General features: G+C 38.3%; 22 protein-coding genes and 1 riboswitch. Of the genes, 20 read left to right on the top strand and 2 right to left on the bottom strand.

Translation table 11 applies throughout. The features are described 5' to 3' along the window. The first annotated feature begins 52 nt into the window (after positions 1-52). From A9996_RS11425 to A9996_RS11370, 12 genes are all read left to right on the top strand, one after another. Positions 53-1,300, top strand: a complete 1,248-nt coding sequence (locus A9996_RS11425) for a sulfate adenylyltransferase subunit 1 (protein WP_066434866.1) — start codon at positions 53-55, stop codon at positions 1,298-1,300. A 163-nt stretch (positions 1,301-1,463) separates the two neighbouring features. Beyond that, a complete protein-coding gene (locus A9996_RS11420) occupies positions 1,464-3,557 on the top strand; it encodes a HEPN domain-containing protein (protein WP_066434863.1) in 2,094 nt (697 codons plus the stop codon). Positions 3,558-3,568: 11 nt separating this feature from the next. After that, positions 3,569-4,351, top strand: coding sequence for a uroporphyrinogen-III C-methyltransferase (cobA, locus tag A9996_RS11415; protein WP_066434860.1), 783 nt, complete (start codon positions 3,569-3,571; stop codon positions 4,349-4,351). Then, positions 4,348-4,965 carry a precorrin-2 dehydrogenase/sirohydrochlorin ferrochelatase family protein gene (locus tag A9996_RS11410; RefSeq protein WP_066434857.1) on the top strand — a complete coding sequence of 206 codons (618 nt, stop codon included), beginning with the start codon at positions 4,348-4,350 and terminating at the stop codon, positions 4,963-4,965. The genes cobA and A9996_RS11410 overlap by 4 nt, the downstream gene beginning before the upstream one ends. 1 nt (position 4,966) lies before the next feature. Beyond that, complete coding sequence (locus A9996_RS11405; protein WP_066434856.1) at positions 4,967-6,016, top strand: NAD(P)/FAD-dependent oxidoreductase; 1,050 nt, start codon at positions 4,967-4,969, stop codon at positions 6,014-6,016. Positions 6,017-6,079: 63 nt separating this feature from the next. Next, entirely contained in the window at positions 6,080-6,841 is a 762-nt protein-coding gene (gene epsC, locus A9996_RS11400) for a serine O-acetyltransferase EpsC (RefSeq protein ID WP_066434886.1), read from the top strand. Further along, positions 6,838-7,728 carry a cysteine synthase CysM gene (cysM, locus tag A9996_RS11395; protein WP_394337368.1) on the top strand — a complete coding sequence of 297 codons (891 nt, stop codon included), beginning with the start codon at positions 6,838-6,840 and terminating at the stop codon, positions 7,726-7,728. Before epsC ends, cysM begins: the two co-directional genes overlap by 4 nt. Positions 7,729-7,784: 56 nt before the next feature. Further along, a riboswitch (SAM riboswitch) is annotated at positions 7,785-7,902 on the top strand. A gap of 50 nt (positions 7,903-7,952) precedes the next feature. Continuing rightward, complete coding sequence (locus tag A9996_RS11390) at positions 7,953-8,957, top strand: homocysteine S-methyltransferase family protein (protein WP_066434879.1); 1,005 nt, start codon at positions 7,953-7,955, stop codon at positions 8,955-8,957. A 43-nt stretch (positions 8,958-9,000) separates the two neighbouring features. Beyond that, a complete protein-coding gene (gene metH, locus A9996_RS11385) occupies positions 9,001-11,676 on the top strand; it encodes a methionine synthase (RefSeq protein ID WP_066434853.1) in 2,676 nt (891 codons plus the stop codon). Positions 11,677-12,080: 404 nt separating this feature from the next. Further along, positions 12,081-13,037: a methylenetetrahydrofolate reductase [NAD(P)H] gene (gene metF, locus A9996_RS11380; RefSeq protein ID WP_066434851.1), complete on the top strand. Its 957-nt coding sequence runs from the start codon at positions 12,081-12,083 to the stop codon at positions 13,035-13,037. 147 nt (positions 13,038-13,184) lie between these two features. Continuing rightward, a complete protein-coding gene (locus tag A9996_RS11375) occupies positions 13,185-14,279 on the top strand; it encodes an acyloxyacyl hydrolase (protein WP_066434850.1) in 1,095 nt (364 codons plus the stop codon). A 72-nt stretch (positions 14,280-14,351) separates the two neighbouring features. Further along, positions 14,352-15,101: a head GIN domain-containing protein gene (locus tag A9996_RS11370; protein ID WP_066434849.1), complete on the top strand. Its 750-nt coding sequence runs from the start codon at positions 14,352-14,354 to the stop codon at positions 15,099-15,101. A gap of 90 nt (positions 15,102-15,191) precedes the next feature. Here the strand turns inward: A9996_RS11370 and gldA are convergent, their stop codons facing one another. Next, complete coding sequence (gene gldA, locus A9996_RS11365) at positions 15,192-16,085, bottom strand: gliding motility-associated ABC transporter ATP-binding subunit GldA (RefSeq protein WP_066434846.1); 894 nt, start codon at positions 16,083-16,085, stop codon at positions 15,192-15,194. 415 nt (positions 16,086-16,500) lie between these two features. Here gldA and A9996_RS11360 point away from each other — a divergent pair, with 415 nt between their 5' ends. The 4 genes from A9996_RS11360 (at position 16,501) to A9996_RS11345 (ending at position 20,708) form a co-directional block, all read left to right on the top strand. Continuing rightward, positions 16,501-17,328, top strand: a complete 828-nt coding sequence (locus A9996_RS11360; protein ID WP_066434843.1) for a prephenate dehydratase — start codon at positions 16,501-16,503, stop codon at positions 17,326-17,328. Beyond that, positions 17,325-18,470, top strand: a complete 1,146-nt coding sequence (locus A9996_RS11355) for a pyridoxal phosphate-dependent aminotransferase (RefSeq protein WP_066434841.1) — start codon at positions 17,325-17,327, stop codon at positions 18,468-18,470. The genes A9996_RS11360 and A9996_RS11355 overlap by 4 nt, the downstream gene beginning before the upstream one ends. Positions 18,471-18,530: 60 nt before the next feature. After that, positions 18,531-19,382, top strand: a complete 852-nt coding sequence (locus A9996_RS11350; RefSeq protein WP_066434876.1) for a prephenate dehydrogenase — start codon at positions 18,531-18,533, stop codon at positions 19,380-19,382. A 243-nt stretch (positions 19,383-19,625) separates the two neighbouring features. Further along, on the top strand, positions 19,626-20,708 hold the full coding sequence (locus A9996_RS11345) for a bifunctional 3-deoxy-7-phosphoheptulonate synthase/chorismate mutase type II (RefSeq protein ID WP_066434838.1): 1,083 nt from the start codon (positions 19,626-19,628) through the stop codon (positions 20,706-20,708). A gap of 97 nt (positions 20,709-20,805) precedes the next feature. Here A9996_RS11345 and A9996_RS11340 read toward each other — a convergent pair whose 3' ends face one another. Beyond that, the gene (locus tag A9996_RS11340; RefSeq protein WP_066434873.1) at positions 20,806-21,258 is read right to left on the bottom strand and encodes a hypothetical protein; all 453 of its coding nucleotides are present in this window, start codon (positions 21,256-21,258) and stop codon (positions 20,806-20,808) included. 83 nt (positions 21,259-21,341) lie between these two features. Between A9996_RS11340 and rsgA the strand changes: the two genes are divergently transcribed. From rsgA to A9996_RS11320, 4 genes are all read left to right on the top strand, one after another. Then, positions 21,342-22,289 (top strand): ribosome small subunit-dependent GTPase A, encoded by a 948-nt coding sequence (gene rsgA, locus A9996_RS11335; protein ID WP_066434835.1) that lies wholly within the window; start codon positions 21,342-21,344, stop codon positions 22,287-22,289. A gap of 155 nt (positions 22,290-22,444) precedes the next feature. Then, positions 22,445-22,897: a D-aminoacyl-tRNA deacylase gene (gene dtd / locus A9996_RS11330; protein WP_066434831.1), complete on the top strand. Its 453-nt coding sequence runs from the start codon at positions 22,445-22,447 to the stop codon at positions 22,895-22,897. Positions 22,898-22,948: 51 nt separating this feature from the next. After that, positions 22,949-24,877, top strand: coding sequence for a DUF3858 domain-containing protein (locus A9996_RS11325; RefSeq protein WP_066434829.1), 1,929 nt, complete (start codon positions 22,949-22,951; stop codon positions 24,875-24,877). Further along, positions 24,874-26,895: a DUF3858 domain-containing protein gene (locus A9996_RS11320; protein WP_066434826.1), complete on the top strand. Its 2,022-nt coding sequence runs from the start codon at positions 24,874-24,876 to the stop codon at positions 26,893-26,895. Before A9996_RS11325 ends, A9996_RS11320 begins: the two co-directional genes overlap by 4 nt. The last annotated feature ends 1 nt before the right edge of the window (position 26,896 follow it).

Here is a 26,896-nt window from a genome sequence, read left to right as displayed (position 1 = left end):
AAAATATACCCGTAATGAACTCCCTCTCCTTTGGAGAGGGTTGGGGAGAGGAATGGAAGTTTTAAAAATAGCAACAGCAGGAAGTGTAGACGATGGGAAAAGCACCTTAATTGGTCGGATTCTTTATGATACAAAATCATTAACGAGTGATAAACTCGAAGCCATAAAAAAAACCAGCAAGCAAAAAGGATACGATTATCTTGATTTTTCCTTGGCTACAGATGGTTTGGTGGCCGAAAGAGAACAAGGTATTACGATAGATGTGGCGCACATTTATTTCTCTACACAAACCAAAAGCTACATCATTGCAGATACGCCAGGTCATGTGGAATACACACGCAACATGGTCACAGGCGCTTCAACCTCGCAAGCAGCCATTATTCTGATTGATGCGAGAAAAGGAGTGATTGAGCAAACCAATCGGCATTTTTTCATCAATAATTTGTTGCGCGTAAAAGAGGTGATTGTGGCCATCAATAAAATGGATTTGGTTGATTTTTCAGAAGCCATTTACAACAACATCAAAGCTGATTTTGAAGTCTTGATGAGCAAGCGCGATTATCAAGAACAGAACATCACGTTCATTCCTGTGAGTGCTTTAAATGGCGACAACGTTGTTCACAAATCTAAAAACACACCTTGGTATAAGGGGCAAACTTTGTTAGAGCATTTTGAATCTTTAGACCATAAAGACATTTATAATGTTGGTACGCCAAGATTTCCCGTTCAATATGTCATTCGACCAAAAACTGAAGAATTTCATGATTTTAGAGGTTATGCGGGTAAAGTATATGGTGGCCAATTGAGTGTGGGTGATGAAGTGGTTGCCTTGCCATCACAAACAAAATCAAAGATAAAAGAGATTTTTGTGTATGACCAATCGTATCTAACCGCTTCAAGGCGCTCGTCAGTCACAATCACTTTAGAAGATGACATTAATGTAAGCAGAGGCGATATGTTGGTAAAAGTTGATGATTTGCCCACCATTGACAAACAATTCACAGCCACTATTTCTTGGATGGACTCGCAAAATTTAGTGACTGGAAATAAGTATGTGTTGCAACATGGCGTCAATAAAGTTTTGGCAAAAGTGGATGTCATTCATCATAGAATCCATCCAGATTATTCAGGCGTAGAAGAAAATATAAGCGCATTGGGAATGAACGATATCGCTTCGGTAACCTTTAAATTGAACAAACCTATTTTCTTTGACCCATTCAAAAACCATCGTACCAATGGGTCCTTTATTCTAATTGATTCGCAATCAAATAATACCGTTGGTGCGGGTTTTATACAGTGAAAATCCCCCTAACCCCCGAAGGGGGAACTGGCGCGTCCTTAATCAAAATTCCTTGTAAGTTTCAATAAGGGTTGGGCATCACATATACAAAAACAACAATAATCTTACTTCACCCGAGTAAGAATCCCTCCCCCCTCCGGGGAGGTTAGGAGGGGAGTTTCATATGCAAAGTTTTAGAACAGAAATAGAAAATCCAATCGTTGAAAAAGACATCATCGATTTAGCCAATAAGATTGAGCTTTTCAAAAATGGTAAGGTGGACGAAGAAAAATTCAGAAGCCTCCGTTTGGCAAGAGGGATTTATGGCCAGCGGCAAGAAGGTGTCCAAATGATTCGCATCAAACTGCCATACGGTAAAGTCTTGAGCAAACAGTTAAAACGAATTGCTGATGTTTCCGATGAGTATTCCCGTGGACGTTTGCACATTACCACACGTCAGGATATCCAAATTCATTATGTAGATATTGACAGAACGCCAGAATTATGGGCAGATTTAGAAAAAGATAATGTCACCTTACGTGAAGCATGTGGAAACACCGTTCGAAATGTCACCGCCAGTGAAACAGCTGGTATCGATGTTAAGGAACCGTTTGATGTGTCGCCTTATGCAGATGCTGTTTTTGAGTTCTTTTTACGAAACCCGATTTGTCAGGAAATGGGTCGGAAATTCAAAGTGTCTTTCTCTGCGTCTGATGAAGATACAGGCTTGTCTTACATGCACGATTTGGGCTTTATTGCCAAAATTGAAAATGGTATCAGAGGATTTAAAGTCATGTTGGGCGGCGGACTAGGTTCACAACCTCGTCATGCCGATGTGCTTTATGAGTTTTTGCCCACTGATAAAATAATTCCAGTCATGGAAGGCGTATTGCGCATTTTTGACCGACATGGCGAACGAAAAAGTCGTGCCAAAGCACGTATGAAGTTTCTGATCAATGATATTGGCTTAGAAGATTTTAAAGTTTTGGTTGATGAAGAACAGGCAGCTATTGAAAACAACACTGTTCCTATAAATGTTGAAGACTATCCAATATCAGTTCCAGTCACTGTTAAAGCGCCAAAAATTGAACTCAAAAATGAAGACGCTTTTAATAATTGGAAGTCAACAAACCTGATCCCTCAAAAACAAGAAGGTTATGTGGCTATTGGAATTAAAGTCTTGTTGGGCGATTTTTATTCAGATAAAGCTCGCTTGTTAGCTGATTTGGTTGAGAATTATGCGGCGGGAGAACTTAGATTGACGCTACGTCAAAATATTGTCATTCCTTTTGTGAAGGAAGATTTAGTGCCATTTTTCTATCAGGAATTAGACAAACTTGGGTTTGCGGAAGTTGGCTATAACAAAGCGGTTGATATTACGGCATGTCCAGGAACGGATACGTGTAATTTGGGGATTGCGAGCAGTACAGGTATTGCTGAAGAATTAGAACGCGTCTTAAAAACGGAATACCCACACTATCTAAAAAATAAAGATTTAGTCATTAAAATCAGCGGCTGTATGAACGCTTGTGGCCAACATAATATGGCTAACATAGGATTTCAGGGCATGTCAGTACGTACGCCAGATAAATTGGTGGCGCCCGCCCTTCAAGTGTTGCTTGGTGGCGGAAATTTGGGCAATGGAAATGGCGTGTATGCTGATAAAGTGGTGAAAGTCCCGAGCAGAAGAGGACCGGAAGCATTGCGTCGGATACTAAACGATTTTGAAGCCAACGCCAATGGAAAACAATTTTTGGATTACTATTTAGAACAAGGCGAAAAATACTTCTACAATCTTTTGACCGATTTGTCAAATGTTACCAATTTGACCCAAGAAGATTTTATCGATTGGGGCACTAATGAAGCCTACATAAAAGCAATTGGAATTGGCGAATGTGCAGGTGTGGTCATCGATTTGATTGCCACCTTATTTTTAGAAAGTGACGAAAAGATTGACAACGCCAAAGAAGCTTTAGGCCATAAGGTTTATTCTAACGCCATCTATTTTGCCTACAGCTCCATGGTAAATTCTGCAAAGGCACTTCTCTTATCCGAAAACATTTCTACCAACACACAGGCGGGAATTATAAGTCAGTTTGATGCTGAGTTTATTGAAAGTCATAAAATTGATTTGGGAACTTCATTCTCTGAGGTGATTTATCAAATTAAAACGAATGCCCCCACACAAGCATTCGCCACAAGATATATTGAGAACGCAACGGTGTTTTTAGAAAAGGTGAGGGCATTTAGAACCCAGGAACAATCTATTGTAAGTTAAAATCCAAGATTATGAAAGCGATAAAAACTCCAAAATTGACAGTCGTAGGCGCAGGTCCTGGAGACCCAGAACTTATCACAATCAAAGCGATAAAAGCCATTGCATCTGCGGACGTTATTTTGTATGATGCCTTGATTAATGTGGCGTTATTGGATTACGCTTCCGCAGATGCAGAACTCATTTTTGTGGGCAAACGGAAAGGGTGTTATGCATACCAACAAGATCAGATTAATGACTTGATTGTGGCAAGAGCGAAATCTCACGGCCATGTGGTGCGTTTAAAAGGAGGCGATCCCTTTATTTTTGGGCGTGGTGCGGAAGAAATTGATTTTGCACGTCACTACGGCATAGAAACCTATATGGTACCTGGTATATCATCAGCCTTAGCCGTCCCTGCATACCAAGGAATTCCATTAACAAAGCGTGGCGCTTCCGAAAGTTTTTGGGTCATCACCGGTACTACAAAACTTCATGAATTATCAAAGGACGTCAAACTTGCTGCGCAATCCACAGCAACGGTGGTGATTTTAATGGGCATGGGCAAATTGGCTGAAATAGTAGGTGTGTTTTCATCTGAAGGAAAGCAAAACACCCCTGTGGCAATTATCCAAAATGGAACAACCGAAGACGAAAAATTTGGGTTTGGAACGGTGTCAACAATTTGTAAGGTTGTGGAAAAACAAAACTTGTCCAATCCTGCAATCATTGTTATTGGCGAAGTTGTCAATCAACGTGTTGCATTAAACGCTATTAATACAGAGGTAGCAACCATAAATGATGCTATAACTATATGAAAAGATTAGAACAAGTTCCCCCTTTGGGGGCGGAGGGGACTTCACGCAATAATTTATATCCCATTTTCTTAAGAATGCACAAAATTCAAACCTTAATAGTAGGTGGGGGTAATGTCGCGTTGGAAAAACTCACGTTTTTATTGAAATCAAGTCCCAATGCGAATGTAGAAATGCTGGCTCCTTTTTTTAGGGATGAAGTCAAGGAATTGGCAAAACAATTTGATATTCGGCTAATTGATATGTCCTATGAAATTTCATCTTTATGCGACAAAGACTTAGTAATAGCAGCAACTGATAATTTGGAGGTCAACAAACAAATTTACCATGACGCAAAACAACGTCATCTATTGGTTAACGTTGCAGACACGCCAGAATTCTGCGATTTCTATTTAGGAGGCATAGTCACGAAAGGTAACGTGAAAATAGCCATTTCCACCAACGGAAAATCGCCAACAACGGCCAAACGTTTACGTCAGTTTTTTGAAGAAGTCATTCCTGATGATGTCAACATTTTAGTAGAAAATTTAAATCAATATAGAAAAACAATTAAAGGCAATTTTGAGCAGAAAGTCAGCGCACTCAACAAAATTACCGAAACCTTAATTAGCAAATAAAATGATTCAAACAGACATCTTAATAATAGGGGCAGGACCAACAGGATTATTCACCGTTTTTGAGGCAGGATTGCTAAAACTAAAATGCCATTTAATTGATGCCTTGCCACAACCTGGAGGTCAGTGTTCAGAATTATATCCCAAAAAACCCATCTATGATATTCCTGGTGTACCAGATATTTTGGCGGGAGATTTGACCAAAAATCTTTTGGAGCAAGGCAAACAATTTGAGCCTGGATTTACCTTAGGCGAACGTGCAGAAACAATAGAGAAACGAGAAGACGGCAGTTTTATTGTCACCACAAATAAAGGCACAAAACACCAAGCGCCAATTGTAGCTATTGCTGGCGGTTTGGGGAGTTTTGAACCGAGAAAGCCGTTAATTGATAACATCGCACATTATGAAGAAATAGGGGTTGACTATTTTATCAAAGATCCTGAAGTATATAGAAACAAGAAAGTTGTTATTTCTGGTGGTGGTGATTCTGCTTTAGATTGGAGTATTATTTTGGCAGATATCGCTTCAGAAGTCACGCTCGTCCATAGACGCAATGAGTTTAGAGGTGCTTTGGATTCAGTTGAAAAAGTTCAGGAATTAAAGCTTCTTGGGAAAATTAATTTAATCACTCTTGCGGAAGTAACTGCACTTCATGGACACAAAAAGCTAGAGGCCGTGATCATTGAAAAGGAAGGAGAACAAATTGTTTATGAAGCAGATCATTTTATTCCTCTTTTTGGATTGTCTCCAAAGTTGGGGCCAATCGGAGATTGGGGACTTGAGATAGAGAAAAATGCCATAAAAGTGGACACCTTTGATTACCAAACCAATATTCCGGGAATTTTTGCCATAGGAGATGTCAATACCTATCCAGGAAAATTGAAGTTGATTCTTTGTGGTTTTCATGAAGCCACATTAATGTGCCAATCAGCTTATCAAATTATCAATCCCGGTAAGAAATATGTGCTTAAGTACACAACGGTAAGCGGTATTGATGGATTTGATGGGACTCGAAAGGAAGCGCCAAAAGCAGTTGTGCAAGCCATACTTTAGGCCATTGTTAATAATTGTTTAATTTTGATATTGCAACCATGAATAATGCGTAATATTGAGGGTATGAGTACAGTTTATAACAACCAAAACCAGTTTCAGAGTTACAACATCTGCCTAAAAGATACCGTAAAAACGTTCACCAAAAGTCTATTTTATATGCTCTTTGATGAAGACTATCGCAATCAAAATAGTCAAATTGTCAAGGATACATTTTTGAAGATAGCTACAAAGCTTCGATTGGAAAACGGCGAAGCGTTATGGCGTCAGTTTGAAGATCAGTTTACAAGAATTCGGGAGAAACTCGATCTAGATGCCATCGCAATTGAACAGAATGATCCTGCAACCAAGAGTTTGACTGAAGTGTATTTGGCATATCCAGGGTTTCATGCCATCGCTATTTATAGGTTGAGTCATGAACTCTATAAATTGGAGTCTTACGTAATTTCACGAATGATGAGCGAATATGTTCATGGTTTGACAGGCATAGATATCCATCCGGGAGCCACTATTGGTGATTCTTTCTTTATTGATCACGGCACTGGTATTGTCATTGGCGAAACAGCCATCATAAAGAAAAACGTGAAAATCTATCAAGGTGTCACTTTGGGCGGCATTCAAATTAGAAAAAGTTTGTCGTCAACAAAGCGCCATCCTACCATTGAGGATAATGTCACCATTTACGCCAACGCTACCATCTTGGGAGGGGATATCGTTATTGGGGCGAATAGTATTATAGGTGCCAATGTTTGGATCACAAAATCGGTTCCAGAGAACTCGCTGGTCACCTACAAAACAGAAATTAAAATAAGTACCCGTAAAAAATGATTCAAAGTCAATCCATAACCGATCAAATTGGGAATACGCCACTAGTAGAGGTAAAAAACATCATTTCAAAAAAAGGCGTGCGTCTATTTCTGAAATTGGAAGGCAATAACCCTGGTGGGAGTGTCAAGGATCGTGCTGCGTTTAATATGATTTCTGAAGCCTTGAAACGTGGCGATATCAAAAAAGGAGATACCTTGGTAGAAGCCACAAGTGGAAACACTGGCATTGCCTTGGCATTTATTGCACAACTGTTGGGATTGAAAATGGTATTGATCATGCCTGAGAATTCAACCGAAGAGCGCATCAAAACTATGCGTGCCTATGGTGCAGAATTAATATTGACCTCTTCTGATGATGGCATTGAAGGCTCACGGGATTTAGCTGAAAAGCTTGAAAAGGAGAAGGGCTATTTTATGCTGAACCAATTCGCAAACGATGATAATTGGAAAGCACATTACAAAACTACAGGCCCTGAAATTTGGAGAGACACCAATGGCGAGGTCACTCATTTTGTAGCAGCCATGGGCACCACGGGTACTGTGATGGGCGTTTCAACATTTCTGAAAGAACAGAATAAAGAGATCACCATTGTGGGCGCGCAGCCTAAGGATGGGGCTAAAATTCCTGGCATTCGTAAATGGCCAGAAGCGTATCTTCCCAAAATTTTTGATCGCTCCAAAGTAGATGTGGTTGTTGAAGTGAGTGAAGAAGAGTCAAAACTAATGGCGAACCGTTTGGCAAAAGAAGAGGGCATCTTTTCAGGTATGAGCAGTGGCGGCTCTGTAACAGCGGCATTAAAAATTGCTGAGAATCTGGACAAAGGAATCATCGTCGCCATCATTTGTGATATTGGCGATCGTTATTTATCTTCAGATTTGTTCGACTAAAAGTTGGATATAAGTTTTTTATCGCTTAATTTCGTCATAGTTCATACTATTAATGATTGTTATCACGAAAGGCAGAGGGATTAGACCCATTGAAGCCTTAGCAACCCTTTACTTTAAAGAAGGTGCTAAATTCTACTTTATACTGAATTTATTCAGGATTTAGACAGATAACCAAAGTGTATTTTCCTCTCACTTTCCTGATGACATTTTTTTATTATAACAAAATGTCAGATATAAAAAAAGCATTACAACATCGTATTTTAGTTTTAGATGGCGCCATGGGCACTATGCTACAACGCTATAATTTCTCGGAAGAAGATTTTCGTGGCGACCGTTTTAAAGACTATCCAACTTCCCTCAAAGGGAATAATGATTTACTTTCCTTAACGCAGCCAAAGGCCATTGCCGATGTGCACCGCAAGTATTTTGAAGCGGGTGCGGATATTGTGGAAACCAACACTTTTTCTGGAACCTCCATAGCCATGGCAGATTATAATATGGAAAGTTTGGTTTACGAACTGAATTTTGAATCGGCAAAAATAGCCAAACAAGTTGCTGACGAGTTCACCACAGCTAATCCTGAAAAACCACGTTTTGTGGCAGGAAGTATTGGGCCCACAAACAAAACCGCAAGCCTGTCTCCAGATGTCAACCGGCCAGAATTTCGTGCCATTACTTTTGACGAATTGCGCATTGCCTACAAACAACAAGTAGAAGCCCTGATTGATGGCGGCGTGGATGTGCTGTTGGTAGAAACTATTTTCGATACCTTAAATGCTAAAGCCGCCTTATTTGCTATTGAAGAAGTTAAAGAAGCTCGAAATATAGATATTCCAATCATGGTTTCCGGGACGATTACAGATGCCTCTGGAAGAACACTTTCAGGACAAACCGTCGAAGCTTTTTTGATGTCGATTTCTCATATTCCATTGCTCAGCGTCGGATTTAACTGTGCGCTTGGAGCAGACCAATTGCAACCTTATTTACAGCGTCTATCTCACGAGACAGAATTCTATACCTCTGCGCATCCCAATGCAGGTTTGCCAAATGCTTTTGGCGAATACGAACAGACCGCGAAAGAAATGCAGGTGCTGATTGAAAATTATCTCAAAGATGGCTTGGTCAATATTATAGGTGGTTGTTGTGGTACCACACCTGAACATATAAAAGCGATTGCAGAAATAGCTAAGAATTATGAACCACGCAAAATTGCAGTTGCGCACACCTGAGAGGTTTTTAAAACCTCTCAGGTCTTTTAAAGGAACTATTAAAATGAACAAAAACAATAAATACCTTACACTTTCAGGACTCGAACCATTAACCGTTACTCCGGAAAGTAATTTTATAAACGTTGGTGAGCGCACCAACGTGACCGGTTCACGTAAATTTTTACGTCTTATAAAAGATGAAAATTACAGTGAAGCCCTAGATGTTGCCCGAGATCAGGTAGAAGGGGGTGCCCAAATTATAGATGTCAACATGGACGAAGGTATGTTGGATGGCGTTTATGCAATGACCAAATTTTTGAATTTGATTGCGTCAGAACCAGACATTGCCAAATTGCCAATTATGATTGACAGTTCCAAATGGGAAATTATTGAAGCTGGATTAAAAGTGGTGCAGGGAAAATCAGTAGTGAATTCAATTAGTTTAAAAGAAGGTGAGGAAGCTTTTATCCATCATGCTAAATTGGTGAAACGTTATGGCGCCGCTGTAATTGTGATGGCTTTTGATGAAGATGGGCAAGCTGATACTTTAGAGAGACGTATCGAAATTTGTAAACGCTCTTACGATATTTTAGTTAATAAAGTAAAATTTGCTCCTCAGGACATCATTTTTGATCCCAATATATTTCCCGTAGCCACAGGAATGGACGAACACCGTTTAAATGCTTTGGATTTTTTCAAGGCTACCAAATGGATTCGTGAAAACTTGCCTTATGCCAATGTTTCTGGCGGTGTGAGCAACGTGTCTTTTTCTTTTAGGGGAAATAATGTGGTTCGTGAAGCCATCAACTCCGCATTTTTATATCATGCCATTCAACATGGGATGAACATGGGTATTGTCAATCCGACCATGTTGGAAATATATGATGAGATTCCGAAAGATTTATTGGAGCGTGTTGAAGACGTGCTTTTTGACAGACGGGAGGATGCTACGGAGCGTTTATTGGATTTTGCCGAAACGGTTAAAGATGATAAAAAAGTAGACGTTGCCAAAATTTTGGAATGGCGAAATGATCCGTTGCAAGATCGAATTACACATGCTTTAGTGAAAGGTATCGAAACCTTTATCATTGAAGATATTGAGCAAGCACGACAAGAAAGCAAGAAACCAATTGAAGTGATTGAAGGCCATTTGATGATTGGGATGAACGTGGTTGGTGATCTTTTTGGAAGCGGAAAAATGTTCTTGCCACAAGTCGTCAAATCGGCGCGTGTTATGAAAAGAGCTGTTGCTTATTTACAGCCATTTATTGAAGCCGAAAAAGACGGAAAACAAGCATTTGCTGGTCGTGTATTGATGGCCACAGTAAAAGGTGATGTCCATGATATTGGTAAAAACATTGTAAGTGTTGTTCTAGGCTGCAACAACTATGAAATTATTGACTTGGGTGTCATGGTGCCACCAGAAAAAATCATTGAAACCGCAATAAGAGAGAACGTCGATATTATCGGCTTAAGCGGTCTCATTACGCCATCGTTGGATGAAATGGTATATGTGTCCAAAGAAATGGAAAAGAAGAACATCAACATTCCATTGCTTATAGGTGGTGCCACCACTTCAAGGGCGCATTCGGCAGTTAAGATCGCACCAAATTATGGACATACCGTAGTGCATGTCAATGACGCTTCAAGAGCTGTAACCGTGGTTGGTAATTTGCTAAAAAAGGATAATCGTGTTTATAAAGAACAAATTCGTGAAGAGTATGAAAAGTTCCGCGAGCAGTTTTTAAAACGTGGCAAGCAAAAAGATTATGTGACCATTGAAGACGCCAGAAAGCGCAAATTCAAAATCGATTGGAACACTTCAGAAATCGTCAGACCAAACCAACTTGGGATTCAGATCATAGAAGATTTGGACCTTACAAAATTGGAGGATTTTATTGATTGGAGTCCGTTTTTTAGAAGTTGGGATTTACACGGGAAATATCCAGACATCCTCACCGATGAGGTTGTCGGAGAACAAGCCGCAGAATTATTTAAAGACGCCAAGGAACTTTTGAAAAAAGTGTTGGACGAAAAGCTTTTGAAAGCAAAAGGCATCTTTGGATTGTTTCCTGCGAATGCTGTAAATGATGATGATGTTGAAATTTATGATGATTCAGGCAGGGTAAAAGTCACCTTTTTAACCCTTCGTCAACAACTCGATAAACGCGAGGGCGTTCCAAACATTGCTTTGGCAGATTTTATAGCACCAAAAGATTCAGGAACACAAGATTACATGGGGTGTTTTTGTGTGAGTACGGGTTTTGGAACTGAAGCCTTGGCAAAACAATTTGAAAAAAATCTTGACGATTACAATTCCATTATGATCAAAGCGCTAGCCGATCGTCTTGCGGAGGCCTTTGCGGAGTATTTACATAAGGAAGTCAGAATTAATTCTTGGGGTTATGACTCCACTGAAAGTTTATCAAATGACGAATTAATAAAAGAAAGTTATAAAGGCATTCGTCCGGCACCAGGTTATCCAGCGTGTCCAGATCATTTGGAAAAGAAAACTATCTGGAAGTTGTTGCAAGTCAAAGAAACTATTGGTGTAGAGTTAACAGAGAGTTTGGCCATGTGGCCAGCAGCAAGTGTTTCGGGATATTATTTTGGGAATAAGGAAGCAAAATATTTCGGACTTGGAAAAATTACCCAAGACCAGTTGAAGGATTATGCAAAACGCCGTGGAATTTCGAACGAAGAAGCTGAAAAATGGTTGAGTCCTAATTTAGCGGATTAGAAAAAGGCGCTCTGTGTTTCTCTGTGAAATAGGTGTTACACAGAGTTGCACTGAGTTTACACAGAGATTCACAGAGAAATAATTAAAAATATATTAATCAAGCTGCTTACCTATATTTGAGTATTAGTGGCAAAAAAGTAGAATGTTAAAAGATGAAATGTAATCAAGTAGACTGAGCCGCGTTAGCGATTACTCATCCATTCTTATGTGATAAATAAGAAATCGTGAATGCTTCGCATTGGAACGGTCTGTTTGAGCTCCTCGAAGAGAGCGAGTAGTGAAAGCGCGACCTTTAGGTAACGCCAAAAAAAGTGAATAATAATTATAAGCCATTGAACATATTCGTGTCCCGATATTTTGGGAGTGGCTAAAAAAAGAGATCCCCACTTTCGTGGGGAGTAAACATGAAAGTAACAGAACACATCCAACAAGCCAACGGAAACACACAATTTTCTTTTGAAATTTTACCGCCATTAAAAGGGCAGCATATCAATATGATTTTTGATAATATAGATCCGCTAATGGAATTTAAACCGCCTTTTATCGATGTCACCTACCATCGTGAAGAGTACGTTTTTAAAGAACAAGAAAACGGACTGCTCAAAAAACACGTGGTTAAAAAACGTCCTGGAACGGTTGGGATTTGTGCTGCCATTCAAAATAGGTATAAGGTAGATGCCATTCCGCATATTTTATGTGGCGGGTTTACCAAAGAAGACACTGAGAATTTCTTGATTGATCTCGACTTTTTGGGCATTCAAAATGTGATGGCTTTAAGAGGTGATGCAGTTAAAAATGAAACCTATTTCAGACCAGAAAAAGAAGGTCATGAGTACGCCAACGGACTTGTAAAACAAATTTGCGCACTAAATGACGGCATTTATTTGGATGAAGAACTGCAAAACTCGTCTAAAACCAATTTTTGCGTGGGTGTTGCAGCTTATCCGGAAAAGCACATGGAAGCACCAAGTTTGGAAAGTGACATTCATTTTTTGAAAAAGAAGATTAAATATGGTGCAGAGTATGTGGTCACTCAAATGTTCTTTGACAATCAGAAATACTTCGAGTTTGTGGAAAAATGCCGAAGTGAAGGCATAACTATTCCTATCATTCCTGGATTAAAACCTATTGCCACCAAAAAACAATTGAACTTGCTACCACACCGTTTTCATGTGGATTTACCGGAGGCCTTGATCCTCGAAATTATAAAATGCAAGGATAACACTGAAGTAAAACAAGTGGGTATAGAGTGGTGTATTCAACAATCAAAAGAATTGCAAAAAGCAGGAATTCCGGTGCTACATTACTATTCTATGGGGAAAAGTGATAACATTCAAAGCATTGCATCACAAGTATTTTAATTGTTATGACAGCTATTAAAACAAGATAATTTGGGGTGATGGTAAGTTTTGAAATTTATGTTTCAAAACGTTAAAGTAAAAAAGATAGATTCCCACAACCATCACATTTTTAATTATTCGGTTAAATTTGCCGAATATTCCAATTGAATGAAGCATTTAATAGTAAGCTTATTGTGTTTAGCGAGTTCATTTCTGTTCTCTCAAGACGATCCTGATTTGTTCACTTTAGACGCTAATTACTTCTATGGAACCATATTAGAACATAATCCTGATATTTCACATCTTATTACTGACCATCCTACCGGACTAATCTTAAGTTATAGCAAAAAAACTTACGGCTTTAAGGCTTGGGAAAGTCGCTACAACTATCCAGATTGGGGGTTTTCATTCATCTATCAGGATTTAAAAAATGAATATTTGGGCGAAAACTACAGTCTATATGCCCATTACAACTTCTATTTTTTGAATCGGAATCTTAACTTTAGAATAGGTCAAGGTCTTGCATACACTACAAATCCGTACGACAGGGAGACCAATTACAACAATAACGCTTATGGCTCAGATGTGATGAGTACCACGTATATCATGCTCAATTATAAAAAAGAGAATGTGTATAAAGGCTTGGGTTTTCAGGCAGGATTCTCAATCATTCATTATTCTAACGCCAATGTCAAGGCGCCAAATAACTCTACAAATACCTTTGTCTTTAATGTAGGCGCTAATTATTTGGTGGATTATAAGGAGAAGCCAGACTTTCAGCCGTCAACGGAAGACAAGAAATTCACCGAAAAAATCAAGTATAACCTCGCATTTAGAGCTGGAGTTAATGAAAGTGATGTGGTAGGCACCGGACAATATCCATTTTATAATCTGTCATTTTATGCTGATAAGCGCATCAATAGAAAAAGTGCTTTGCAGGTAGGAACAGATGTGTTTTTTGCTGAGTTTTTAAAGGAATTGATCTATTATTATTCGGTGGCTTATCCTGAAAGAAATATTGACCCCGATACTGATTATAAGCGTTTGGGACTGTTTGTGGGCCATGAATTGTTTATCAATAAAATGTCCCTTATAACCCAATTGGGATTCTACGTTTATTATCCTTATGATTTTGAAGGTCGCGTATATAACAGAATTGGCTTAAAACGTTATTTTGGAGATCAATTTTTTGGAGCAATCACCTTAAAATCCCATGGCGCAAAAGCAGAAGCTGTGGAATTTGGAGTGGGGGTGAGGCTCTAATAGATTGAAGCTTGAAGTTGGAAGTTGGAGGCCTGAAGTTGGATGCATAAATAATAGTCGGAAAAATTAAACATGAAAAAGTACCTATACATCATTGGAGCAATCGTATTACTTTCCTGTAATGCCAAGGTGATGCCAGATTGTTTTCAGAATTCTGGGGATATTATTCGGAAGGAAATTACCGTTCCTGCCTTCAGTAAAATCATTGTTTTTGAAAGGGTGCAGCTGATCCTCAAAGAAGGACCCGAGCAAAAAATTGTTGTTGAAACGGGGGAGTACTTGATAGATGATATTAAGATCAACGTTGAAAACGATCAGCTTGTTTTAAGAAATAACAATGGGTGTAATATCACTAGAGATTATGGAATTACTAAAATTTATGTGAGCGCACCTAACATTACGGAGATCCGATCGAGCACGGGGCTGCCTGTGTTGAGTGATGGGGTTTTAAACTATCCTGTTTTGACTTTGGTCTCTGAAGATTTTGAAGCAGCAGATCAATACCATACTGACGGTGATTTCAGAATGGAAGTCAATTGTTCCAACTTAAATGTGATCAATAACAACTTATCTCATATGTATTTGAGCGGAACTGTTGAAAATTTGGTCATTGGTTTTTATTCTGGAGATTCCCGCTTTGAAGGCCGGAACCTCATTGCACAAAATATCAGGATTTTTCAGCGCAGCAGTAATGATATGATCGTCAATCCGCAGGCATCTTTAACTGGAGAAATCAGAAGCACTGGTAACGTTATTGTAGTCAATAAACCTCCAATTATTGATGTGCAGGCGTATTATACAGGACATTTGATTTTTGAGTGATTATTTAACACTGCCAACTGCTTGCCCTATTATGACTTATAAGAAGATAGGAAGCCCGAAGCCTGAAGCCTGCTGACTGAAGACTGCTGACTATAACGTCAGCTCCCTGAATAAGCTTTCCAAGTTTTTGTTCTTTTGGTTCAGTTGTAAAATCTTCAAGCCATTATCATGTGCAAAATCAAATACTGAGGCACGCATGTCTGCTTTGGTTGAGAAGGTTAATTCGTATATAAAGTCGTGGGTATTTTTAACGCTTTGCACATGCTTTAAACGATTGAGTAAAACATTCTCAACACGATAGTCAAACTCCACTTCAATAATTTGTTGCTGGTCTGCTTTTAATTCCGTTAGCTTTTTATCGGCGACAATTTCACCGTTATTGATGATAATAACACGGTCACAAATAGCCTCCACTTCTTGCATGATGTGCGTGGATAAGAACACCGTCTTTTCTTTTCCAAGAGATTTGATCAACTGTCTAATCTCAACCAACTGATTGGGATCCAATCCTGTTGTTGGCTCATCCAAAATCAACACTTCTGGGTCGTGCAATAAAGCACTCGCCAATCCAACACGCTGACGATACCCTTTTGAGAGTTGACCAATTTTTTTGTGAGCTTCCAAAGTTAATCCTGTTAGGGTGATCACGTCGCTAATGCGGTCCTTGTCAATCTTGTAAACATTGGCATTGAATGTCAAATATTCCTTTACGTACATGTCCAAATACAGCGGATTGTGTTCAGGCAAATATCCAACGCGTTTTTGAACATCGCGTGCATTTTTTTGAACATCAAAGTCATTTACTTTGGCTTCCCCTTCAGTGGCGTCAATATAGGTGGTCAATATTTTCATCATCGTCGATTTCCCAGCGCCGTTTGGCCCTAAAAATCCCACAATTTCACCTTTGTCAATTTTAAAGGAGATATTGTTGAGCGCTTTTTGATTGCCGTATAATTTGGTAAGATGATTGACTTCAATAGACATAGATTGCTAAATTTGTTCAAAAATACGCATTTTTAGATATAGGATACTTTGCGAAATCGTTGTATATCAAAAAGAGTTTAAAAAAGGTTTTGTTTATTCAATTTATTAATTACTTTAGCGACATCAAATAATGAAAACAATAATTACATCATATCAAAACTGGTTTTATTTCTTTTTTAGCAAAGGGGACGAGACTTCGTATGTGTAATTTATTAACCATAAATTTAATATAAAAGTCTCGATGAAAATCGGGACTTTTTTTGTTATTGAAACGTTCGTTTTATAAGTATCGAAGAACGCAATAAAATAAACTAGTTGAACTAATCGCGCCTTTCGGCAGGATCAAGAAAAAGCTATTAGCAAAAATAGGAGTATTTAGAATCAAGCTTTTTAAGCAGAAAACTTAAAATAAAAAATGATAAAATCGGTTGCTATACAAGGAATTAAAGGATCATTTCATCATATTGTTGCCTTACAATATTTTGAAGATGCTGTAACACTCGATGAGTGCATGACCTTTGACGGTGCTGTCCAGAGCGTGCTGAGCAATAAAACCGACGCTGTGATCATGGCGATCGAAAATTCAATTGCGGGGTCCATCATTCCTAATTACGCATTGATAGACGACAATCACCTGCACATTATTGGAGAACACTACTTGGATATTCAGCACCATTTAATGGGCCTTCAAGGACAATCTATTGAAGACATCCACGAGGTGTATTCTCACCCGATGGCGCTGTTGCAGTGTAAGGAGTTTTTCAAGAAACATCCACACATTAAGTTGGTAGAAGACAAAGATACGGCTGAGGTAGCACAACGCATCCAACAAAAAAAGCTTAAAAATGTCGCCGCTGTTGCAAGCCGTTTGGCTTCTGAATTGTTTGAACTGGAAATTATTGCAGAAAGCATCCAAACCATCAAACATAATGAAACCCGCTTTGTGATTGCAAAAACTTCCAACTCTGAAGTTGATGAGGTCAAGATCAACAAAGCCTCCTTAAAATTTGAACTGGACCATAAACGGGGCAGTCTAGCGTCTATCTTAAATGTGATGAGCGACTGTAAATTGAACCTTACCAAAATTCAGTCGCTACCAAAAATAGAAACGCCCTGGAAGTACGCCTTTTTTGTAGATGTTACTTTTGAGGCCTATCAAGATTATCAAAAGGCAAAATCAATAATGACCATTATGGCACAAGACTTTAAGGTTTTGGGCGAATATAAAAATGCACGACAATGATCACCTTTGCAAATCGATTAAATACTGTTGAAGAGTACTACTTCTCGAAAAAATTGAGGGAAGTTAACTTGCTCAAAGCCCAGGGGAAGCCAATAATCAATTTGGGAATTGGAAGTCCAGATTTAGAGCCACCGGCAAGCGTTATTGAAGCCCTCAATGAAAGTATGAAAGATGCTGTAGCCCATAAATATCAAAGCTATCAAGGCTTGCCCGAGCTGAGGGAAGCCATGGTTGGTTTTTATAAAGAGCATTTTGGGGTGTCGTTAAGTCCGCTAACTGAGGTTTTGCCGTTAATGGGCAGTAAGGAAGGCATCATGCACATCTCTATGGCATTCTTGAATGAAGGAGATGAGGTATTGATCCCGAACCCTGGCTATCCCACTTATGAATCAGTAACCAAACTTGTAGGAGCGAAACCTGTTTTTTACGATTTGGTAGCTGAAAACGATTGGTGTCCTGACCTTATGGTTTTGGAAAAAAGCGATTTGTCAAAAGTGAAACTCATGTGGATCAGCTATCCGCATATGCCAACGGGAGCCACGGCAAGCAATAAGGTTTTTGAAGATATTATTGCCTTTGCAAAACGTCACCATATTTTGGTGGTCAATGATAATCCGTACAGTTTTGTGTTGAACGAGTATCCGCGAAGCATCTTAAAATATAAAGGGGCCAAAGATGTTTGTTTGGAACTTAACTCTTTGAGTAAAACCTTTAATATGGCAGGTTGGCGAGTGGGCATGGTCTTGGGCAAATCAGAATATATTGATGCCATTTTGAAAGTGAAAAGCAATATGGATTCTGGCATGTTTTACGGCATTCAAAAAGGGGCTATTGAAGCCTTAAAATGTTCAAAAATGTGGTTCATTAGTCTGAACAGTGTTTATGAAGAACGCCGTCAGAAAGTATGGGAATTGGCGACCGCCTTAAACTGCTCTTATGACAAATCTGCGACCGGATTGTTTGTGTGGGCAAAATTGCCGCCCTTCATGAAAGCTGAAAAGTATATTGATATGATCTTGAAGGAGCATTCAATTTTTATCGCTCCTGGGACTATTTTTGGAAGTAATGGCGAAGGCTATATTAGGTTTTCACTGTGCGCCACGGTTGATGAATTGGAAGAGGCGATTGCAAGAGTGAAATAATATTATATAAAAAGAACTAATTCTTCCCTTTGGGAAGAGGTCTTGAAAAGACAAATGGGAATGAAAAATATATACATCATAGGGGTTGGATTGATAGGCGGTAGTTTGGCTCTTGATCTTAAAAAACACCACCATAAATCAAAAGTGTTCGGAATTGATCATAATGACGCACATTTGGAGGAAGCCATTCAGTTAAATGTTATTGATGCTAAAGCTACCTATGAGGACTTAAAGAACGCTGATTTGGTAGTTTTGTCCATTCCGGTAGATGCAGCAGTCAATGAAATTGTAAAAGTATTGGATTTGATTTCAGACGATGCCCTAGTTTTTGATGTCGGATCTACCAAAGCGGAGATTTGCAAAGCCATAGATCAACATCCTAAACGCCGTAACTTTTTAGCAGCTCATCCAATTGCGGGAACCGAATTCTCAGGACCAAAAGCCGCCATTTTAGGATTGTATCAAGATAAGACCAACATCATTTGTGAAGTTGAAAAAACAGCCTTTAAGCTCCAGGAAAAAGCACTTAAATTGTTTACTGATATGGGCATGCGCATCCGCTATATGAATCCTGATGCGCACGATAAGCATATTGCGTATGTCTCACATTTGTCGCACATCAGTGCTTTTATGTTGGGAAAAACAGTGATTGACAAAGAACGAAACGAACGCGATATTTTTGATATGGCAGGTAGTGGATTTGCTTCAACGGTTCGTTTGGCAAAAAGTTCCCCAGAAATGTGGACACCAATTTTTAAACAGAATAAAGCCAATGTGCTTGAAACATTGGATGAATACATCAACAACCTCACAAAGTTTAGAGCGTTAATGCATGACGATGATTTTGATGCTATTTATTCAGAAATGAAAAACACCAATCATATAAAAGAAATTTTAAACGGCATACAATAACTTTAAACACCAAAAATGTAAAGCACCAAATTCCAGTAGTGGTGGAATACAATCTTAAAGTTTGGATTTAGCCCCTAAGTATCGGGGTAAATCTTGGAAACAGAAAAGAGAACAAAGAACAAAGAAGAAAGAGCAAAGAGCAAAGAGCAAAGAGCAAAGAGCAAAGAGCAAATTTATTTGTGAAGTATGTCTTCTATGATCTTTTTTCTTAATAAAAAATAAAAAATTATAATCAAGAATACAATGGAAAACACGAAAGAATTAAGAACATGGTTAGATGATTTAAAATTGGATCATCCCTTGGTCATTGCAGGCCCTTGTAGTGCAGAAACAGAAGAACAAGTATTAGGCATTGCCCACCAATTGAAAGATACGGATGTCAGTTATTATAGAGCTGGAATTTGGAAACCACGTACCCGACCTGGAATGTTTGAAGGCGTTGGCGCATTGGGTTTAAAATGGCTACAAAAAGTTAAAGAAGAAACGGGTCTCAAAACAGCTACAGAGGTGGCCAATAGAGCGCATGTTGAATTGGCGTTGGAGCATGATATTGATTTACTTTGGATTGGTGCCCGCTCTACCGTAAGCCCTTTTATTGTTCAGGAAATTGCAGATGCTCTAAAAGGCACCGACAAAATTGTATTGGTTAAAAACCCGGTAAATCCAGATTTGGCGCTTTGGCTGGGTGCTGTGGAGCGTTTAGCTACCGCAGATATCAAAAATTTGGGGGTGATCCACAGAGGGTTTTCAACCTATGATAAATCAAAATACAGAAACAATCCAGAATGGCAATTGGCAATCGAGTTGCAAACCAAATTTCCTGATTTGCCATTAATCAATGACCCATCGCACATTACAGGAAAGCGCGATATGATTTTTGATGTCTCGCAAACAGCGTTAGACCTGAATTTTGACGGACTTATGATTGAGACGCACAGCAATCCTGATGCCGCTTGGAGTGATGCCGCACAGCAAGTTACTCCAAAGACGCTGATTCAAATGATGATCGATTTAAAAATCAGAAAAGAGTCAGACCCGGAAGCAGAATACAATACCAATTTGAATAATTTGAGAGCACAAATTGATGTTGTTGACAATCAACTAATTGAAATGATGGGGAAACGCATGAAAATTGCCGATAGCATTGGAGGCTTGAAAAAGCAGAAAAACGTCGCCGTTTTACAAAGCAAACGTTGGAATGAAATTTTGGGCAATATGGTCCTGGAAGGTGAACAAAATGGACTGAGTGAAGAGTTCATCCTTAAAATGTTTAAAGCTATTCATCAAGAATCTATTAACCACCAGGAAAAGGTTATCAACGGATAATATGAGTCTTAAATAAGATTTATGTCACATCGAGCCAAGTCGAGCTGCTTTCTTTAATTTTAGAAGGTTCTCGACTTGGCTCGAACAGACATATTTTTTACTGCTTATTACGTTTAAAAACATAGCGTGTTATAAAAATGCCTTGCCCGTCATCTTTTCCGCTATCACTTTCCACGGCACTAGTCACAAAGGCTAATTCCCAACCTTCTTCAGACATCGTGTTTATTTTTGAACTTACAACAGCATCGTTTGCAGCAATGTTTTGAAAACGGATACCTCCAATATTGTAAAAGTTGAGCAATTTTGTTTCCTCAAAATTCTTAACACGAATCTCGCCTCTGTCTGATTTATTACGTTCATCATCTTCTTCAGATCGATTGGTTGTAAAATCCTTATAATTCCTATCCTCTAAAGCTGAAACAATCCGAGAACGGCCCAAACCACTCGATACAATAGATTCAACACTTGTAATAACTTTATACTCTACCTGTGCATTGGCATCCATAAAGGTTATTAATGCCACTATTAATAATAAACCTAATTTTTTCATGTTGTTAATTTTTGAAAATTTTACATCTAAGTTATACATATTCTCGACTTAAAAATCGTTATTTTGTTAATTAAATTCAATCAATGACAGGAATTGTTTATAAATCTACAGGAAGTTGGTACACCGTTAAAACAGCGTTAGGTGTGGTGTATGATTGCCGTATAAAAGGAAAATTTAGACTTCAGGGCATTAAAAGTACCAACCCAATTGCCGTGGGAGATGTTGTAGATTTTGATGTGGAAACTTTAGACAATGTCACTACGGGTATTATTCATACCATTCACGATCGTGAGAACTATATCGTGCGCAAATCGGTTAACCTCTCTAAACAAACCCATATTATTGCATCTAATATTGATCAGGTTTTTCTTCTTATCACCATCAACAACCCACCAACACTCACCAGTTTTATAGACCGCTTTTTGGTCACTACCCAAGCCTACGGAATTAAAACTGTTTTGGTATTCAATAAAATGGATACCTATGATGATGAGAATGTGATGGAGGTGAAATATTTGGCATCCGTGTATAGAAAGATAGGCTATGAATGTATGGAAGTGTCAGCCATGAAAGGCCAGAATCTTGATCATTTAAAGAAATTGATGAAAGATAAAACCAGCATGTTTGCAGGCCATTCGGGTGTTGGCAAATCGACGTTGGTCAATGCCATTGAGCCAACTTTAGACCTAAAAACTAAAGCCATCTCCATGCAGCACATGCAAGGTCAACATACCACAACCTTTGCGGAAATGTTTGATTTGAGCTTCGGTGCCAAAATTATAGACACGCCAGGAATTAAAGGTTTTGGAGTCGTCGATATGGACAAGGAAGAAATTGGGGATTATTTCCCGGAGTTTTTCGCCCTAAAACAAGACTGTAAATTTAATAATTGTCTTCATGTTGAGGAACCCAATTGCGCTGTAAAAGAGGCATTGGATAGAGATGAAATTTCATTTTCCCGCTATAGAAGTTACCTGCAGATTTTAGAAGGTGATGATGAGAACTATAGAACGGAGGAATGGGTGAAATGAGTCTTCAGTCTTCAGTCGGCAGTCGGCAGTCTTCAGTCGGCAGTCGGCAGTCTTCAGTCATCGGTCATCCGTCATCGGTCATCCGTCATCCTTCATGATTAAACGAAAAAGATTAACAATTTAAAACTCCCCTACGGGGATTTAGCGGAGAGCTTATGAAAGTAGTCATTCAAAGAGTTTCAAAAGCAAGTGTTACCATTGATAACAAAATAGTGGCATCCATTAGTTCAGGATTGCTCATTTTATTGGGCATTGTTGATGAAGATACTCAGGAAGATATTCAATGGCTTACAAGAAAGGTTGCCAACCTTCGCATTTTTGAAGATGATAAGGGCGTTATGAACCGTTCCCTTTTAGATTGTGATGGAGATGCTCTCGTGGTCAGTCAATTTACTTTGCACGCTTCAACCAAAAAAGGCAACAGACCCAGTTACATTAAAGCAGGAAAACCCGATGTTGCTATTCCGCTGTATGAAACTTTTGTAACACAATTAGAACAAAGTCTGGGCAAGAAAATTCAGACAGGCCAATTTGGCGCAACTATGAAGGTTGAACTTTTAAATGATGGCCCTGTAACCATTATAATAGATTCTAAAAATCCTGAGTAACTATTTTGTTATTAGCTAAAAAGTTATATTTTAGCTATCTAACAAGACCCCATGATCAAAACCTGCCGCTTATTTTTCGTCTTGGTTTTCCCGCTTATCTGCTTATCTCAAGAGGAAAACCTAGTAACTTCCCATACCATTCCTTCTGCTTTATTAGAAAATGCCAATGCTGTGGTAAGACTGGATGATATCCATATTGAAGTCGAATCTTATAATAAAATGGTGTACACCAACAAACGGATTGTCACTATTTTAAATTCTTCCGGGAACTCTAAAGTTGGAACTTCAATGGGTTATGATGAGAATGTTTCCATTAAAAAAATGGAAGCTAAAATTTATAACTCAAGTGGTGAAGAGATCAAAAAATTTAAAAAAAATGATTTTGAAGATGTCAGCGCCGTTGACGGTGGAACATTGTATTCTGATAGTCGTGTCAAATATATGAGATACACGCCAACTGACTATCCTTACACTGTGGTCTTTGAAACTGAGGTAGAGTATGGATATACTGCCTATATCCCAAGGTGGAAACCAATTGAAGGCTATTATATAAGTACAGAAACTAGTCGTTACTCTATAAAGTATGATCCTTCTAATGAGCTCAATATCTATAAGAATTATTTCAAAGAATTTAACGTTCTAAACAACTCTAAAGATGGCGAAATCTATTATGAGGCATATAATTTAAAAGCCATTATGCATGAAGCTTATTCTCCCAATCTCACTGATGTTACACCATATGCAATGATAAATTTGAAAAACTTTTCCTATGAAGGTTATATAGGGAATACAAATGATTGGCACAGTTTAGGGCAATGGATGCATGAGCAATTGTTGGTAGGAAGAACAGAAGTTTCTGAAAAGACAAAAAGTGAAATAAGATCACTGGTTGCAAATATGGTAGATCCCATTGATAAAGCTAAAGCAGTGTATCAATATGTCCAAAATAACACAAGATACATCAGTGTTCAGGAAGGTATTGGAGGCATTCAGCCAATTGATGCGTTAAAAGTGGATGAGGTTAAGTATGGTGATTGCAAAGGACTTTCTAATTATACTAAAGCATTGTTAGATCTCGTTGGTGTAGAATCCTATTATACTAGAGTTTACGCTTCTCCTGATAACCTTGTAAGCATAAAAAATGATTTTGTTTCATTTCTTGGGCAAACAAACCATGTTATACTGAACCTGCCATACAAAGGAGAGAATATTTGGTTGGAGTGTACGAGTCAAACATCACCATTTGGGTACAGTGCCAATTTTACGGATGATAGAGATGTCTTTGTCATTACCCCTGAAGGAGGTAAAATTGTCCGTACTAAAGTTTACAGTGCATTAGAAAACCTATTGGATACGAAGGCCAACATCATTGTAACTGAAAATGGTGATATGGAAGCTAAAATCAGCTTAAATTCATATGGAACACAGTATGGCCATCACGTAGGTATTCAGAACAGTACGCTGAAAGATCAGACACTTCATTATAAAAATTATTGGAATTATATCAATAATGTTGATGTGGGCTCCATGACTTACAATAATGATAAAGACAGCATAGTTTTTACTGAAAATATTGAATTGACTGCCAAAAAATATGCTTCACAAACTGGAGATCGTTTATTGTTAAGTCCAAATTTTTTCAATGTGCTTTCAAATGTACCAACACGGTATCGGGATAGAACATTGCCGTTTGAAATAGAGCGGGGTTTTTATGATAAGGATGACTATGAGATTTCAATCCCTGAAAATTTTGAGGTTGAAGCCTTACAGGAAGATACACATATCAAAAACCAATTTGGTGAATATGCCTATTCCATTGTTAAAAAATCAGAAATCATCTTAAGCTTCAAACGAACCTTCATTTTGAATAAAGGCGCTTATGCAAAAGAAGATTATGAAGCTTTTAGAAACTTTTGGCTAGAGGTTGTCAAACAAGATAAGTCAAGAATTATTTTAATAAAAAAATCACTAACCCCATGACAAAAATCACCTGCCTACTTATTTTTATGGCCTTTAACTGGTCCAATGCGCAAGATTACCGATTTGGAAAAGTATCTGAAGAAGAACTTCAGGAAGTTAGTAATCCTACAGATCCTGAGGCAAATGCCACCATTCTGTATCTGTCTCAAAAAACCTATTATGATTTTACACAGAGTGATGGATTTGTTCAAATTACTGAGGTGTATCAACGTATAAAAATTTATAATAAGGACGGTTTTGATTGGGCTACAGAAGAAATTAAACTGAGTGATAATGGGTCAAAAAGAGAGACTGTTAGTGGTCTTAACGCAGTAACCTACACTTTAGTAAATGGCAAGATCGAAGAAACCAAACTTAGAAAAGATGGGATATTTGAAGAGCATAACAATAAATACTGGAAAACCGAAAAGTTCACCATGCCTAATATTAAGGAAGGATGTGTTATTGAGTTTGAATATAGGGTAACGTCACCATATATTAGTATTGACGACATGAATCTGCAATATACCATTCCTATTAAAGAATTGGATATTTCTGTCAGAATACCAGAATACTTCAATTTTAATAAATATGTCAACCCAAGAGCTACTTATATTCCAAAAGTAAATGAATCTACAGTGAGTAGAACAGAGGAAGTTCGCAGTAAAAGTAGAGAATCTAACTCCACTGGATTTGGAAATACTGTCAAGACTAACTTTTCAAGCGACAAGTTTAATTTCAAGGAATATAAAACGGAAATAAAACTATCCAATGTTCCTGCACTAAAAAGCGAAAACTTTGTAAGCAATCTTAATACGTACAGAACCAAGTTGATTTGGGAATACGCCTTTTATAAAAGTCCATCAGGACAAATTACAGATTATGCCTCCAACTGGGATGAGGTTACAAAAACCATTTATGATAACAGCGACTTTGGATCACAACTAACACAAACCAATTATTTTGAAGATGATATTGATGCACTCATCACGGGTGTAACTGACGACTCTCAAAAACTAAATCTCATTTATAATTTTGTCAAATCAAAAGTAAAATGGAATGATTATTTGGGCTATACTGCTGATAGTGGTGTAAAAAAAGCATATAAAGAAGGGGTAGGTAACGTAGGGGATATCAACTTGATGCTTACAGCGATGCTGCGTTATGCTAAAATAAACGCAAACCCAATGTTGATCAGTACCAGAAGCAATGACATTCCGTTGTTTCCTGCAACAGGCGCATTCAATTATGTGGTTGCAGCGGTTGAGGTGCTTAATGATGTCATCATTTTGGACGCTACTGATAAATTTGCGACACCAAATGTGCTTCCTGTAAGAGCCATCAATTGGCAAGGACGGATTATTAGAAAGGCTGGCAGCTCCACTTGGTTTGATTTATTACCTAAAGACATTGTTCAAGAAAATGTTTCCTTACTTGCAACAATTAACGGTGATCTTTCAATTGATGGTAAGGTTAGAAGTCAATTGACATCTTTTGCGGCCAAAAATTTCCGAAGTGAATATCAAAATTTCAATGCTGAAGAACAACTTATGGCTGTTGAAAAGGATAAAGGCGAAATAGAAGTGTCAAATTATGAGATCTCTGATATGGAAGCCTTAAATAAGCCAATAACCTATAATTATGATTATCATCTTGAAAGTGGCATTGAGCAAATTGGTGATAAGTTGTTCCTGACACCAATGCTGTTTTTCGCGCCTAATGAAAATCCGTTTAAGCAAGATAAAAGAGAGTATCCAGTTGATTTTATATATTCATTTAATGACAGATATCAAGTTATTATGACGATCCCTGACGGCTATGAGGTAGAGTCTATGCCATCAAATTCGGTGGTTCAATTTCAAGGAGATGCAGGTGAGTTTAAGTATATTGCAAAAGCAAGTGGGAAAAGTTTACAATTTTTAATTTCCATAAATTTAAATAAATCGTTTATACTGCCGGGCGAATATGATAATTTCAAGCAGTTTTATCAGCTCATGACAGAAAAGCAGGCAGAAAAGGTTGTACTGAAAAAAATATAAG

Source organism: Gelidibacter algens, assembly GCF_001678675.1.
Taxonomy (GTDB): domain Bacteria; phylum Bacteroidota; class Bacteroidia; order Flavobacteriales; family Flavobacteriaceae; genus Gelidibacter; species Gelidibacter algens.
The sequence above is the reverse complement of the archived record's forward strand: the minus strand, read 5'-3'. Positions and strand labels throughout refer to the sequence as shown.

Excerpts from the sequence above, each read along its gene's own strand:
- epsC (WP_066434886.1), top strand. The coding sequence starts at position 6,080 with ATGAGTACAGTTTATAACAACCAAAACCAGTTTCAGAGTTACAACATC.
- A9996_RS11370 (WP_066434849.1), top strand. The coding sequence starts at position 14,352 with ATGAAAAAGTACCTATACATCATTGGAGCAATCGTATTACTTTCCTGT.
- A9996_RS11425 (WP_066434866.1), top strand. The coding sequence starts at position 53 with ATGGAAGTTTTAAAAATAGCAACAGCAGGAAGTGTAGACGATGGGAAA.
- A9996_RS11405 (WP_066434856.1), top strand. The coding sequence starts at position 4,967 with ATGATTCAAACAGACATCTTAATAATAGGGGCAGGACCAACAGGATTA.
- cobA (WP_066434860.1), top strand. The coding sequence starts at position 3,569 with ATGAAAGCGATAAAAACTCCAAAATTGACAGTCGTAGGCGCAGGTCCT.
- A9996_RS11420 (WP_066434863.1), top strand. The coding sequence starts at position 1,464 with ATGCAAAGTTTTAGAACAGAAATAGAAAATCCAATCGTTGAAAAAGAC.
- rsgA (WP_066434835.1), top strand. The coding sequence starts at position 21,342 with ATGACAGGAATTGTTTATAAATCTACAGGAAGTTGGTACACCGTTAAA.
- A9996_RS11375 (WP_066434850.1), top strand. The coding sequence starts at position 13,185 with ATGAAGCATTTAATAGTAAGCTTATTGTGTTTAGCGAGTTCATTTCTG.
- A9996_RS11345 (WP_066434838.1), top strand. The coding sequence starts at position 19,626 with ATGGAAAACACGAAAGAATTAAGAACATGGTTAGATGATTTAAAATTG.
- A9996_RS11340 (WP_066434873.1), bottom strand. The coding sequence starts at position 21,258 with ATGAAAAAATTAGGTTTATTATTAATAGTGGCATTAATAACCTTTATG.
- metF (WP_066434851.1), top strand. The coding sequence starts at position 12,081 with ATGAAAGTAACAGAACACATCCAACAAGCCAACGGAAACACACAATTT.
- A9996_RS11390 (WP_066434879.1), top strand. The coding sequence starts at position 7,953 with ATGTCAGATATAAAAAAAGCATTACAACATCGTATTTTAGTTTTAGAT.
- A9996_RS11355 (WP_066434841.1), top strand. The coding sequence starts at position 17,325 with ATGATCACCTTTGCAAATCGATTAAATACTGTTGAAGAGTACTACTTC.
- metH (WP_066434853.1), top strand. The coding sequence starts at position 9,001 with ATGAACAAAAACAATAAATACCTTACACTTTCAGGACTCGAACCATTA.
- gldA (WP_066434846.1), bottom strand. The coding sequence starts at position 16,085 with ATGTCTATTGAAGTCAATCATCTTACCAAATTATACGGCAATCAAAAA.
- A9996_RS11325 (WP_066434829.1), top strand. The coding sequence starts at position 22,949 with ATGATCAAAACCTGCCGCTTATTTTTCGTCTTGGTTTTCCCGCTTATC.
- A9996_RS11410 (WP_066434857.1), top strand. The coding sequence starts at position 4,348 with ATGAAAAGATTAGAACAAGTTCCCCCTTTGGGGGCGGAGGGGACTTCA.
- A9996_RS11360 (WP_066434843.1), top strand. The coding sequence starts at position 16,501 with ATGATAAAATCGGTTGCTATACAAGGAATTAAAGGATCATTTCATCAT.
- A9996_RS11350 (WP_066434876.1), top strand. The coding sequence starts at position 18,531 with ATGAAAAATATATACATCATAGGGGTTGGATTGATAGGCGGTAGTTTG.
- A9996_RS11320 (WP_066434826.1), top strand. The coding sequence starts at position 24,874 with ATGACAAAAATCACCTGCCTACTTATTTTTATGGCCTTTAACTGGTCC.
- dtd (WP_066434831.1), top strand. The coding sequence starts at position 22,445 with ATGAAAGTAGTCATTCAAAGAGTTTCAAAAGCAAGTGTTACCATTGAT.
- cysM (WP_394337368.1), top strand. The coding sequence starts at position 6,838 with ATGATTCAAAGTCAATCCATAACCGATCAAATTGGGAATACGCCACTA.